12 protein-coding genes are annotated in these 13867 nt (G+C 47.7%); 3 read left to right on the forward strand and 9 right to left on the reverse strand.

Going from position 1 to position 13867, the window contains the following annotated elements:
- The first annotated feature begins 92 nt into the window (after nucleotides 1–92).
- Nucleotides 93–1112, forward strand: a complete 1020-nt coding sequence (locus tag EEX84_RS05520; protein ID WP_123164607.1) for a DUF2804 domain-containing protein — start codon at nucleotides 93–95, stop codon at nucleotides 1110–1112.
- A 327-nt stretch (nucleotides 1113–1439) separates the two neighbouring features.
- Here EEX84_RS05520 and EEX84_RS05525 read toward each other — a convergent pair whose 3' ends face one another.
- Nucleotides 1440–2153: a glycerophosphodiester phosphodiesterase gene (locus tag EEX84_RS05525; RefSeq protein ID WP_123164608.1), complete on the reverse strand. Its 714-nt coding sequence runs from the start codon at nucleotides 2151–2153 to the stop codon at nucleotides 1440–1442.
- A 9-nt stretch (nucleotides 2154–2162) separates the two neighbouring features.
- The gene (kynA, locus tag EEX84_RS05530) at nucleotides 2163–3017 is read right to left on the reverse strand and encodes a tryptophan 2,3-dioxygenase (RefSeq protein ID WP_123164835.1); all 855 of its coding nucleotides are present in this window, start codon (nucleotides 3015–3017) and stop codon (nucleotides 2163–2165) included.
- Between the two features lie 129 nt (nucleotides 3018–3146).
- Here kynA and EEX84_RS05535 point away from each other — a divergent pair, with 129 nt between their 5' ends.
- Entirely contained in the window at nucleotides 3147–3659 is a 513-nt protein-coding gene (locus tag EEX84_RS05535) for a YusW family protein (protein WP_158599069.1), read from the forward strand.
- A gap of 55 nt (nucleotides 3660–3714) precedes the next feature.
- Here EEX84_RS05535 and EEX84_RS05540 read toward each other — a convergent pair whose 3' ends face one another.
- From EEX84_RS05540 to EEX84_RS05565, 6 genes are all read right to left on the reverse strand, one after another.
- A complete protein-coding gene (locus EEX84_RS05540) occupies nucleotides 3715–4560 on the reverse strand; it encodes a GNAT family N-acetyltransferase (RefSeq protein WP_123164610.1) in 846 nt (281 codons plus the stop codon).
- 154 nt (nucleotides 4561–4714) lie between these two features.
- Nucleotides 4715–6538, reverse strand: coding sequence for an ABC transporter ATP-binding protein (locus EEX84_RS05545; RefSeq protein ID WP_123164611.1), 1824 nt, complete (start codon nucleotides 6536–6538; stop codon nucleotides 4715–4717).
- Entirely contained in the window at nucleotides 6531–8258 is a 1728-nt protein-coding gene (locus EEX84_RS05550) for an ABC transporter ATP-binding protein (protein WP_123164612.1), read from the reverse strand. The genes EEX84_RS05545 and EEX84_RS05550 overlap by 8 nt, the downstream gene beginning before the upstream one ends.
- Before the next feature lie 130 nt (nucleotides 8259–8388).
- On the reverse strand, nucleotides 8389–9300 hold the full coding sequence (locus EEX84_RS05555) for a DMT family transporter (protein WP_123164613.1): 912 nt from the start codon (nucleotides 9298–9300) through the stop codon (nucleotides 8389–8391).
- A 57-nt stretch (nucleotides 9301–9357) separates the two neighbouring features.
- Nucleotides 9358–10419, reverse strand: coding sequence for a copper resistance D family protein (locus tag EEX84_RS05560; RefSeq protein ID WP_123164614.1), 1062 nt, complete (start codon nucleotides 10417–10419; stop codon nucleotides 9358–9360).
- Entirely contained in the window at nucleotides 10416–10991 is a 576-nt protein-coding gene (locus EEX84_RS05565) for a copper resistance CopC family protein (protein ID WP_123164615.1), read from the reverse strand. The genes EEX84_RS05560 and EEX84_RS05565 overlap by 4 nt, the downstream gene beginning before the upstream one ends.
- A gap of 179 nt (nucleotides 10992–11170) precedes the next feature.
- On the opposite strand from EEX84_RS05565, the gene EEX84_RS05570 reads away from it, so the two are divergent.
- A complete protein-coding gene (locus tag EEX84_RS05570; protein WP_123164616.1) occupies nucleotides 11171–13177 on the forward strand; it encodes a sensor domain-containing protein in 2007 nt (668 codons plus the stop codon).
- A gap of 221 nt (nucleotides 13178–13398) precedes the next feature.
- Here EEX84_RS05570 and EEX84_RS05575 read toward each other — a convergent pair whose 3' ends face one another.
- Entirely contained in the window at nucleotides 13399–13866 is a 468-nt protein-coding gene (locus tag EEX84_RS05575; protein WP_123164617.1) for a threonine/serine exporter family protein, read from the reverse strand.
- Nucleotide 13867 lies beyond the last annotated feature (1 nt).

Here is a 13867-nt window from a genome sequence, read left to right on the forward strand (position 1 = left end):
GACCCCTGCCAGCTGTCCGGCCTGGTACTTGCGAACGGATATTCAGTTACTCTTCTGCTACAATTAGAGAAGAACGGGGGTGACATGGGCGGATGCAGCATGTAGAACGTGAATTGACAGAACGAGTAAAACTTTGTGATACAAAAGGCCAATTAAACCCAAGTGCCATCGGTTATTCACGGCGGCCATTGGTTGAGAGCAATTTGCATGGCAATTTCATGCGCAAGAAAAAATGGAATTATTGGTGCGTTTTTGGTGAAGAAATCATGTTTTCTGCGACAATCAGCCACTTGGATTATGCGACTGTTTGTTTCGTCTACTTTTTAAATTATGAAACGCAGCGCTTTCATGAAAAGACGGTGGTTGTCCCATTCACCAGACAACTGAAATTATCTCCGCAGGTGCTTGACCCCAGCCACTTTCGGCACGATGGCATGACGATTCAATCGGTTCACAGCCAGTTGGAAACCCACCTGACAGTTACCGTCGAAGATTTCGACGGTGAACCACTTTATGCCAATCTGCAAATTCAGCACCCTGAACGCTACGATTCGTTGAATGTTGTCGTTCCGTGGAACCGGCAAACCTTTCAATTCACGGGAAAACACCACACGCTCCCCACTTCAGGAACTGTGAAAATCGGCAGCCAGCGGTTTGAATTTGAACCGGATGAAAGTTTTGCTGTGCTGGATTACGGCAGAGGTGTATGGCCGCGGAACTCCTTCTGGAATTGGGCCATGGCTTCCCAACGTTCGCATGGGCGCATCATCGGCTTGAATTTCGGCGGTCACTGGACAGACGGCACAGGCATGACGGAAAACGCATTTTTCGTTAATGGAAAAATGACCAAAATCCATGAAGATGTCTTATTTCGATACAACCGGTTAAATTACAAAGAACCCTGGCTGGTCCATACCAAGTTCTCAGATGATGTCAAGCTGACTTTCACCCCTTTTTTTGAACGGGTCTCAAAAACGGATGTCCGAGTCGTCAAATCGGAAGTCCATCAATTGTTCGGCTATTATAATGGATACGTCCGTTATCCGGATGGCAAAAAAATCAAGGTCATGCAAATGCTTGGTTCTATTGAAGAACATGATGCGAAATGGTAAAGAGGCTGTTTTCCGCTCGAGGCGGACGCTTTCGGGACTAAAGAATGTGGGTCATGCAATTGGCGCGGCCCATGGCTTCAGCCGCTTTCCTTGCTCCTGCGATTACTCGTGGCAAAGACAAAGACCTTCGCTCCGTCACTGCTTCCGCTGGAGTCGCCGCCTCTGCTCCAAGCCTGGCTCACTGATAGAGGTGTGATTTTTATTCATAATCGATAGAGTAAAACAACAGAAGCCATTACAAATTTAAAAACAGGCGGAGAAAAATTTCTCCGCCTGTTTTTATTTGCACCTTATATGAGCTATGAGCACTTTCCCGCCGTCTTTGCTTTACTCAAGTTCTTTCATCATAAATTCAGGGTAGTCGGTGAAAATGCCATGGATGCCAATCTGTTTCAGCTCTTTTGCATATTGCAGGTCATTAACGGTGTAAGCGTAGACAATCGCCCCTTTCCGCAGGGCATCTGTCGTCATTTTCCGGAAAGCTGACGGCAAGGTGACATGAAGTCTCTTGGTGCCGATGATCCGTGCATAATCATAAACATCGACGTAAACACCGAAAGTCAAAATAGCCGCTGGAACGGATGTTTCGCGGCATGCCTTCTGGATATCCTCATGGTTGAAAGACGACAGCAGAATCCGGTCGGTGAGCCCTTTCTTTTCCGCCAGCTCCAGCACTTGTGACATTAATGAATCGTAAGGAAAAATGTCCGATTTCAATTCAATGTTCAGTATATGATCTGTTTCTGCAAATATGTCAAACACTTCTTCCAGCGTAGGGATTCTTTCTCCACTCCACTCTTCCGAAAACCAGGAACCGCAATCGTATTTTTTTAATTGGGCCAATGTCATATCCTTTACATATCCACGGCCGTTGGTGGTGCGGTTAATTTCTTCGTCGTGAATGACCACCATTTCACCGTCTTTTGTTAAATGCACATCCACTTCCACTCCAGTGATCGGCAAATCGGCTGCCGCCTGAAAAGCTGCGAGTGTGTTTTCGGGATGTGTGCCTGAACTGCCTCTGTGTGCAAATATCTTCATGGAATCCTCCTATATCGTTGTTCGGATTTCCCATAGTTCCGGGAAGAAATATTGATCCAATACTTTTTTCAAATAATGGACGCCGGATGAGCCTCCCGTCCCTTGCTTAAAGCCGATGACCCGTTCCACTGTTTTCATGTGCCGAAAACGCCATTGTTGAAGCCAGTCTTCAATATCCACCAATTTTTCGGCTAATTGATAAAGCTCCCAATACTGGTCGACATCACGGTAAACAGCTTCCCAAGCCTTGCGTACACTTGTATTGGTTTCGTATACTGCCGTTACGTCACGGTTCAGCACAGCCGGATCGATGGCAAATCCGCTTCGAGCCAGTTTTTGTATAGCAGCATCGTACAAGCCCGGTTGTTTAAACGCCTCCAACAGCTCTTCATGAAGCGATTCGTCTTTTTCATAAATCGCCAACACGTGTTTGGTTTTGTAACCGAGCGCGAACTCGATCATGCGGTACTGATACGATTGAAATCCACTGGCATTCCCCAGATCATCCCGAAACTCCATGTATTCTGCAGGTGTCATCGTGGACAGCACATCCCACGCCTGGATGATCTGCGATTGGATTTTTGAAACACGAGCCATCTGTTTGAACGCCGGCTGCAGGTCATCTGCGTCTATATGGCGAATCGCCGACCGCAGCTCATGCAGTATCAACTTCATCCACAACTCCGACACTTGGTGAATAATAATGAAAAGTGACTCATCGTGATGGCCGCTGACTCCTTTCTGTGCTGTCAGCAATTGATCCAAATGAAGATACTCTCCATAGGTCATACTTTCCTTGAAATCGGTCTGAATGTTTTTTTCGGATGCAGCAGCTGGATTTTGCCCGTTTTTGTATTTGTCCATCAAATACAACTCCATTCTGTCTCTTCTTAAGCTGAGCTCGACTCAGGTAAATCCAATATTTCCAGGTGGTGTAAAACGAAGGAATTCGGGAATACATACTTTACAAAGATACTTGAAAGGATGAATTCTATGGCATATAAAAAATCTTCTTTATTGACCAGTCTGCTTTTATCCTCCGCATTAGTTCTTGCAGCTTGCGGAGACGAAGAGGAAGTTACTGAACCGGTTGGAGACCAGTCTCAAACAGATCAGCCTGTTTCTACAGATGACGCTTCCCCTGGCGGCGGAATCGGTGAAGATGACATAGGCGGAGAAATATTCGGATTTACCGAATTCGATTTGAACGTCGATTATCCCGACCAGGATGACGCATTGGACGTTAGTTACGAAGAAGACCGTGATGAAATCTCGGCAGAATACGAGAACAAAGTGACGGGAGATGATCTCGCCGGAGATGATGCCATGAACGAAATCGAGCCAGCTTTCGGCCAGATTGATGTGGATGCGGACACCCCTGATGACGAAGTCATTTCACAGGCCATCGAAGCCTTTGGCATCGAAGATAATTATACTTCCATCGAAATTGAAATCAGATACCCTGACGGCAATGAAAAAGAGTACGAGGCAACGCAAAACCAATAACCACTGCAGGCGCCACCCACTGATGGACGGGTGGCTTTTGCCTGCTCCGAATGCCTCAGCTTTCTGAACGTCTCCAATATTCCACGACCTGGAGCGGCTGAAAACCCGCTTTTTCATAGACACGCAACGCATTATTCGAAGTGTCAACATCGAGCAGCACTTGCTGTTTCCCTTTCGAAAAAGCGTAATGCCGGCACCATTTCAAAAAAGCCTGTCCGTACCCCTTGCCCTGTTCCTTTGGATGAACCGCAAAAGCAGTGACCCAGATAGCCGAGTCTTCTTCGACAATGGCTGCAGCAGCAAGCATGGTTCCCTGTTTTTCCATCGTCCAGACATCTCTTCCCGCTTCTTCAATATTGTAAGCAATGACCGGAATCACTTCTTCATCAAAAGCACCTGTTAACAACGCTTCCAGTTCTTCTTTCTGCCCGTTGTACGGTGCAACCTTCAAATCAGCCGGCAAATCAGAATGTTCCAGCCGCTTTGCTCCAAGCATAATTTCTTCGAAGTCACTCACATACCCCAGACTCTCCAGAAAAGCAGCGGTCCCCTCGTCCTTCAGTCCGGCAGCCAGTTCCCCTTCTGCCTGCCGTTGCTGAAGCCCGTATTGTATGCCATCCACAAGAGCCGAACCAATTGACTGCCTGCGGACTTCCGGATCGACACATACGGTCCATTCATACTGGTGCATCCCGACCAAATCGAGAGCTGCCGCTGCTCCGATTAATTTCCCTTCGTCCGTATAAGCCAGGACAGTAAACCCTCTCGCTTCCGTCATTTGCCAGGACGGCTTATGAAAAATTGTTTCATACACTTGCGGAAGCTGAGCGAGAAGTTTTTGCAGATCCCCCACAGTGCTGTCAGCAAGCGGAAATGATTCGATTGACAACGATACTTCCATAGCGCACCGCCTTTCTTTTTCAACTTCTGTTCCTTCGCCCTTACAGCCAGTGAATCCATACTCACTGAGTGGCGTTTCTCTTTATCGTATCATAACAATACAGTGTGAATTTCAACAGGGTTAAGGGAAAAATTAAGCAGCTTTTACATTCTCTCTACACTTTGGCATCCGCCAGCAGCTCAGCATATATGCCGCCTTTTTCCAGCAATTGCCGCTGCGTTCCAGCTTCGACCAGCTCTCCCTGTTCCATGACAAATACGAGATCCGCTTTTCTGATGGTATTGAGCCGGTGAGCAATGACAAAACTGGTGCGTCCCGCCATCAGCCGCTCCAGCGCTTCCTGGATTTTCAGTTCCGTTACCGTGTCGATGCTGCTGGTCGCTTCATCAAGCAGCAGGATGACAGGATCTGCGATCAATGCCCGGGCAATGGACAATAATTGTTTTTCCCCTTGGCTGATCATCGAACCATCTCCTTCCAGCACGGTCTCATAGCCACTTGGAAGTTTTTCAATAAAGTCATGGGCGTTCGCTTTTTTTGCCGCTTTCATTACTTCCTCGTCACTGGCATCAAGTTTTCCATACCGGATATTCTCTTTGACGGTCGTTTCAAATAAAAACGGATCCTGCAGCACAAAGGCAATTTGTTTCCGAAGGGTTTCCCGCGGCATCTGTGAAATCGGCGTTCCATCCAATCGGATTTCGCCTTCGTTGGCGTCATAGAACCGGGCAAGCAATTGCATGATGGTCGTTTTCCCCGCTCCGGTCGCCCCGACAAGTGCCGCCGTCTTGCCGACTCCGACCGTGAAACTGATATCCCTGATCGTCCATTCCTCTTCCGCACCTTCGTATTTGAAGGAAACTTCATCAAACACGACTTGACCTTTCAGCTGTTTGTCCACGTTTTTCACTTCATCATCCTGTTCTTCCGTCTCGCCCATAATGGTAAAGACGCGCTCAGCTCCGGCAATCGCTGAAAGAACCGTATTGAATTGGTTGGCTAGATCATTCAAGGGCCGTGTGAACTGGCGCGCGTACTCCGTGAAAATAACAATGACACCGATCGTCACTGCACCATTCAATGCCAGAATACCTCCGACTCCGGCTACAATCGCAAAACTTCCGTTATTCAGGAAGTTCATCACTTTCGGGATAAACCCCGAGTAGGTCAGCGCCCAGAAACCGGTCCGGCGGAGCCGTTCGCTTTTGACGGTAAAGTCTTCCATGACACGGGATTCCTGTGAAAAAGCCTTAACGATTTTCTGCCCTGAAATCGTTTCTTCGATAAAGCCATTAAGGTCACCGACTGCCTGCTGCTGCTCTTTAAACAGCTTGCTGGTCCGTTTGGTGATCCACTTCATGGCGATGAACATCAGCGGAATAATGACCAGTGTCAAAGCTGTCAGCAAAGGGCTGAGCGTCAGCATGACGATGACTGTTCCCGTTAACGTCAAAATACTGGAGAAGACCTGGATAAATGAGCTGTTCAACGTAACCGAAACGTTTTCAATATCGTTGGTCATCCGGCTCATTAATTCGCCGTGCTGGCGTTTATCGAAAAAAGTCACCGGCAAACGCTGCAAATGCTCAAACAACCCTGTCCTCATCCGGTAAATGACTTGTTGGGCAATCCCCACCATCCAGTAATTCTGGAGGTACAAAGACAAAGAGTGTCCGGCATATACAGCAATGAGCCAAAGCACCACGACACCCATGCCCGAAAACGACCCGGGGACGATAAATTCATCGATGATGTAACCGATCAAATACGGACCAAGCAGGGCAAGAGCTGAACTGATCAGTACCAGTGACAGCACCACTATCAATAAAGGCCGGTGCTCATCGACCAATTTCCAGATTCTCCGCAGTGTGGACTGCCAATTTTCTGCCCTGTCCGTCTTGGAAGCAGTTCCTTTCCGTAAATCCTCTTTCTTGATGACCGGTTCATAACCAAAAGGTTTTCGAATCATCTCAAACATATTCGTCAACCTCCTGTTCCTGTTGGGAATGGGCAATTTGCCTGTATAATTCGGAACATGCATAAAGCTCTTCATGTGTTCCGTATGCTGAAATTTCGCCGTCCTCCAACAACAGGATGCGATCAGCCTTCAACGCTGTGCGGATTTTTTGAGTAACGACCAGCATGGTTGCCTGTTCGCGTTCCAGCTCTCTCCATAAAGCGGCTTCTGTCTTGACATCAAGCGCGCTGGTACTGTCATCCAGAATGAGGATTGACGGCTTCCGGACCAGTGCCCTTGCGATGGACAAGCGCTGTTTCTGACCTCCCGACAAGTTGACGCCTTTCTGACCGACACGCGTCCCATAAGCTTTCGGAAAGCGAACAACGGTATCATGGATTTGAGCTTTGACAGCCGATGCTGACAGCTCCTCTTCCAATGCGCCTTCTTTTCCCCATGATAAATTATCCGAGATGGTGCCGGTAAACAATAACGACTGCTGAGGAACGACACCAATCGTCTTCCGCAACTCTCTCAACGACCATTCCTGTATGTCGCGGCCGTGAATCGAAACCGCTCCTTCCGTCGGATCGTAGAACCGTGGAAGAAGCTGCAGCAATGTCGACTTGCCGGACCCTGTCGCTCCCATGATCGCCAGTTTTTCGTTGGGTTCCAGGCGGAACGAAATATCCTTCAGCACTTGCCGGGTCGTGCCCGGATAAGTGAACGACACATGCTCGAAGACCACTTCGCCACGGCGGATCATTTCAGTTGCCCCTTGCCCTTCTACTTTCTGAACGTCATCCGCCAGGAGCACTTCTTCGATTCGTTCGGATGAAGCTTTGGCGCGTGCAAAAGCCATTATGATAAATGAGAACATGGAAAATGCCCCTGTCATCCGCATGGCATAATTGACGATTGCCACAAGCTCCCCGATTTGCGCATTACCGTTCTGGATTTCAGAAGCGCCAAACCACAGGACGGCAAGCAGGGAGACGTTCATCCCGAACAACAAAATCGGCAGAATGATTTCCATGACCCGAAAAGCTTTGACGGTGTCCGTTTTCAATGAACCCGCCACTTCCGAAAAACGATTGGCTTCATATTTCCCCCGCAGATAGGCTTTGATCAAGCGGACCGCCTGAAGATTCTCCTGTACCAGGCGATTGACACGATCCAGCCGCTGCTGCACAAAACTGAAATACGCGACTCCTTTTCTGACCATAAAATACAGAAACAGCAATAAGACAGGAAACACAATGATCAGGTAGATTGCCAGTTTGGCGTTCACCACAAAAGCCATGGCCATGCTGCCAATGACGAGAAGCGGAGCCCGCAGCATAATCCGAAGCCCCATAAACAGGATATTCTGCACCAGCGTGACGTCGCTCGTCAGCCGTGTAATCAACGCTGAAGCCGGAAACTTATTGAACATGGCAAGCGAAAACGATTGGACCTTGCTGTAGACGGCGCCCCGTAAATTGAACGAAAAGCTGTGGGCCACATGAGCGGCAAAGTATGAGTTGGCAACTCCTGAGAAAAAAGCGATCAACGACAAAGCGATCAGCACGAAGCCATATTGGACAATCCGGTCCTGATCCTGCGCTAGAATGCCATCGTCGATAATTCTGGCAATCACCAAAGGCTGCAGCAATTCAACAGCCAGTTCAAAAAGCATCAATGACAAGGCAATGGCAATCCACCATTTATAAGGTTTTGCGTAAGAAAAAACAGTCTTCAACCGAATAGCCCCCTGAACATTTCGAAACTCGAATTTAATGCTCATTATTATGCCATAATTGTCAGCAGACAGGTAGTTTTATTCCTTGAAACCCAAAAAGGCAGCGTTTGTGATAAACCCTGCCTTCGCTTTAACCCATTTCAGTTTTTTTCTTCTTGCTGCCCGCAAGCGACAGCCAGGTGACAAACAGCAGCATGATGAAAGCACCGGCCAGTTGAACGGGCGCCAGGATTTGATTGAACCAAAACACGGCAATCACCATGGCGGTCAGCGGTTCTATCGCTGATAAAATGCTGGTTTCCACCGCCGTGATAAAGCGCATGCTGCTCAAGAATAAGACAAACGCCAGTGTTCCGATTACGATGATCGCCAGAACCGCCAGTGCGACTTCCCAGTTCATGAGAATCGGCCATTCATCAGACAGGAAAACCGGATTGATGAATCCCAGAAAAATGCCCCCGAACAACATCGACCAGCCGACAATCACCAGTACCCCCCATTCCTGCATCAACCGGGCGGGATAAAGAGTATAAAAGGAAAAAGCAAACCCTACCATCACTCCCCAGAACAAGGCCATGCCACTGACAATCAGCTCATCCAGCCTGCCGTTTGTCAACAGCAGAAACAGCCCTGCCAATGTACCGAGCATACCAACCACCTGATAAAGAGGCGGTGCTTTCTTTTGTCGCAGCGAAATAAAGAGAATGATGTAGACCGGAGCCAGAAACTGCAGCAAAGTAGCGACGACTGCATTGCTGGCTTCTATGGCGGAAACGAAACTGTATTGCACACCGAGCATGCCGAAAACGGAAAACAGCAACAGCGGCCGAATCCAAAATTTTTGTCTGAATACTGCTGTGATGCGTACTTTCTTTAACTTCAGGAACAGCAGCAGAAAGGCACCGGCGATAGTGAGACGAATCGTCAAAAGGAACGCTACGGAAATCCCGTAGACATTCATCGTCCACTCCATCAACGGTCCTGTGGCGCCCCAAAACATGGCGCCCGCCAAAATCATGGCAATCCCTTTTATGCGATCCATGCAACCGCTCCTTTCCCAAAGAAAAACCGCCACTGGAAGATCCGGTTTTCGATTTTGCTAAAAAGACACCACAAGCAGCAAGCCGACATAAGCTGTGACAATGAAAGCTGTGCCGAAAACCAGGGACAGCCAAGGCGTCGCTTGCCGGTAAAAACTCAACAGCATCATGCCGATAAACAGGATGCTCAATCCCAGCAGCAGGATTCCATTGACGGAGAATGTCAGTGAAGCATTTAGCGGCATATACTGTTCACCTTTCAACAATTCCACAATGGGTGCTGTGCCGACTGCACGCAATGTAGCACTCACGTCATGAGGAGGTGCTTCCTTGCTCATGATGGCAGTGAACAAAAATACGAAAAACAGCAAAACCGCCTCCACCCGCAGCCAGCGCATATCAAAAGGCCGGTCTCTGCTCAAAATTCCATTGATCAGTGCCGCCACCAGCAAAGGAAAGATACTCAAATGCTTTAACAACAACATCTGGCCGTATGGCAATACCCAGGAATCTACGTAATCAGCGGCTTCAACAAAGAACAGCATAAGAACAATTCCACTTGCCAGCAATACTGCCATGCAGCTGATGGCAAACGGTGTGAACCAGCCCAAAAAACGGCTCCAGTTCCCGTTGTCCTTCGAAGCCCAGGCAATGTGCAGCAATATTCCCGCCCACAAACTCATGGCTGTGAAATGAACAAAATGGCTGATAGATCCGGCCCACAGGCTCACCGTGGAAACATGGCTGTAAAACCCGACCGTCACTGCCAGCAGCAAAGCAAAAGAAGCTTGTGTCAGTCTGGGTCCCTCAAAGTAAAAAGTCAGCCACAAAAGAATGCAGAGCAACACAGTGATTACCCAGCCCTGGCCTGTTCGATAATCCAACAGCACGGTCAGAAAGGTTGTCAGCCATCCTTCCCCATCATTCAGAAAAGCGGCCAGCTCAACGATGGGAGCTGCTGAAAACAATGCGATTCCAGTCACACACAGCAATAGAAAGAGCCTGGAAGTATGGACCACCGGTTTTTTTGAATCAGGAACAAATTGCAGAACAACAAAGCCGGCCACATAGGCAAAAGCGGCATACAGCAGGCAGTCGGCAAAAGCACTGATCCACATCATCGTTTCTTAACGAATAACCCATATAAACTGATCAACAGCAAAATAACCGCAGCCCCGATCAACAACGTCACAAGCCAGTTAGTACCGCTTTCTTCGCTTGCATCAGCGGCTTCAGGAATTGCCGCTTCCTGTTCCTCGCCTGGTTGAGGATCACTTACTGCCTCTTCCTCTTCTTCTGTAGCCTGATCTTCGACACGCTCTTCTGCCACCGGCTCTTCAACACTTTCCTGCTCCACTTCGAACAGAATTTCCCCGCTCAGCGGATGGCCATCTGCACTGATTATTTCCCATGTTACAGTATAAGTGCCATTGGGCAGAGCTTCAGAAAGTGTTCCGACCATCTCCTGTTCGGAAACGGCAATATCTTCAAACTCGAGACTTTCTTCCTCGTTTTTTATACTCATGGTACTTCCTTGTTCAATGCCTCCACCGAACTCCAGTCGAATTTCTTCCAAAGGCTGCTCGACCCGCTCCCCTTCAGCAGGGGTAGAAGATGACAAAGAGGAATGCCCTAATACAGATAAAGGAGCCCATAAACAAATCACCACTAACAGCAAAATAATTTTTTTCATTTTCAATCCTCTCTTTCATTTTTTTGGATTTTTATTCCTCATAATTCTCTCATGGCTGGTATATTAAGGGTAGCCATAAAGTTTTTTCTAATATCTTGGCTCGAATATTTTGAAAAGGGTGACGATAGCCCTTTTCTTCTTTATAATGAAATTAGACTACTGACAAGGAGCGTCATCGAATGAGTGAAATGCAAAAATTATTAGCCGACAACCTCGCGTTTAATCATATACCTTTTCCTATCATTATTATGGATAAAGAAGGCCTTGTCGTTTGGTGCAACCGTCATTCAGAGCGTGTCTTTCAAATTGATACGGATTCGATGAAAGGTAAGACCTTTCCATTCATGAACCCTGAAAAGGCGGCTTTACATAAACATACCTGGGACAAAGTAATACATAACAGAGAGCCGATCAGATTTGAAGATGTGGAAATCGGATTAAGCGATGGCACACGGACTTTTACAACGGTGGTGGCGAAGGCCTTCACTTCTGATCATGACCGGTTTGTTATGACGATTTATGAAATCGATGAAACCGGCGAAGAAGGCTCAGCAAGCAGAGAACTGAACAGTTTACGGAACGCATTGGATGATTCCTTCATGCTTCTCTATTTTGATGAAGAATTTCTAATCACCTACGCCAATCCATTATTTTTAAAGCTCAGCAAATGGACGCCAAAACGGATACTCGGAAAATCGGTGTGGCAGATGTTCGGTGACGATGAAGAAGATCACCGTTTTGTTGAATCCATCCTGACAAGTTTGAAAAACGGCAAAGTCTGGAACGGCCATGCTAAAAAAGTGAAAAAAGACGGCGAAGAGTACTGGGTTGACCTGACTGCCATTCCGATGCAATTGGCCGGTGAAGAGACGTATTATATCTTTTTGGAAAAAGACATCACCGCCACAAAAAAGGCGCAGTACCATCTGGAAGAAATCGCTTTTATCGATCCGGTGACAGGCCTTGAAAACCGCCATCGCCTCGAACAGGTCATCAATGAACACATTGAAGAAGACAAGCATTTCACTTTTGTCTTTTTGGATATTGACCGTTTTTATACTCTTCGTGACGTGTCGGATACCGATACAGAAAACGAACTGCTGATCGAATTTACGAAAAGGTTGCGGATGTACTTTTCCGACTCGCTCATCACACGTGCCGGACTGCATGAATTTGGGTTAATCACACCGCTCAGCAATTGGTTTATCGAAGGGTTTCTGCATTATTTGCAGCAGCACCCGATCTATATCGATGGAACGGCCATTTCGCTGACCGTCAGCGGTGCCATTACCAGATACCCGGAAGATCAGCAATCGTTCAGCCATTTGATGAAAGCTTCTCATGCCACCATCAAAAAAGTGAAAGACCGGGGTGGCAGCGCCATTTCGGCCCTTACTGCAAATGATCACGAAAAGCTCAGCCGCAAAGCTTTGATCGAAAAGCGTCTCGTCCACGCCCTGGACCGCAAACACCTGCGAGTACTTTATCAACCGCAAGTGAATCTGCAAACCGGCCAAATCGAACGCGCCGAAGCGCTGGTCCGCTGGGAAGATGCAGAAGTGGGGATTGTCCCACCGGAAGAACTGATCCCCATTGCAGAAGAAAACGGCATGATTCATGAAATTGGCCGATTTGTCATCGAAACCGTCTGCGCACAGCTGAAAGACTGGCAAACGCGGAATATCGACATGCAGGTCAGCATCAATTCGTCCATTCGGGAATTCCGGGACAAAGACATGTCGAAAGCACTTCTGAAACAGCTGGAACTCAATGAGTGCGATCCCCATTCGCTGACAATCGAAATCACTGAAAAATTTGCATTGGAAGCTGAGACCGAAAACTCCATCATCCGTCAAATGAAACAATTGAACCAACTCGGCGTCAAATTTGCGTTGGATGATTTCGGAATCGGTTACGCTTCTTTCCGCTATATGCTCATGTTGCCGATTTCTTCATTGAAAATCGACAAAGATATTGTCCAGTCGATTACACAACAGGAAAAAATCCAAAAATTGATCAACGGCATGATTCAATTCGGCAAATCGCTTGATTTCCAGGTCACCGCTGAAGGTGTTGAAACAGACGAACAGCTGGAACTGCTGCGTGCCATGGAATGCGACAGCATTCAGGGTTACTTGATCAGTCATCCGATGAAAGCAGAAGAACTGGAACAATGGATGAAATAAGAAAAGCGGAAGTGCCTAAAAGAAAAAGATAAGCTAAGAGCGCGACATCCTGTCGCAACGCTTACCTGATCCGCTTCCTGCGGGCCTCCGACAAGCGCTGGAGGGCTTGAAGGTAATGGCGCTCTTTGCCATTATCGGCAAGACCGAAGCGACTTGAGGGGCTAGGCATTGGAGTCTGGACAATAACGAAAAAACAATAAATCGGCATGCCACAAAGAAGTTCAATTTTGTGTCATGCCGATTTTTCTTTGGATGCGCTTCGCCTGGTATTTGAAGTAAATCTGCATGAGAACTTCGGCAAAAACCAGCCCCATCGCAATTGCACCGGAAATCATCAGAGCTTCCGCTGCAAAAGAAATCGCTTCTAAAAAGTCTTCTTCGACAATATTTCGCATGGCATTATAAGCCCGGCTTCCCGGTACGAGAGGAATAATCCCGGCGATACTGAACACAATCATCGGCATCTTGAACCTCTTCGCCAGAACATGTGCGACGATTGCCACCGAAAATGCCCCGGCAAATGTGGCTTGGACAGAATCATCAAAAAGAAGAAAATAAGAGCGATACACGAGCCAGCCACTCATCCCGACCAACCCGCAACTGATCAACGTCCGTCGCGGTGTATTAAAGACGATGCCAAAGGCACCGGCAGCCATAAAACTGAGAAACGCTTCCAACGGCCAATTCATC

It is taken from the genome of Planococcus salinus, from assembly GCF_003719725.1.
Classification (GTDB): domain Bacteria; phylum Bacillota; class Bacilli; order Bacillales_A; family Planococcaceae; genus Planococcus; species Planococcus salinus.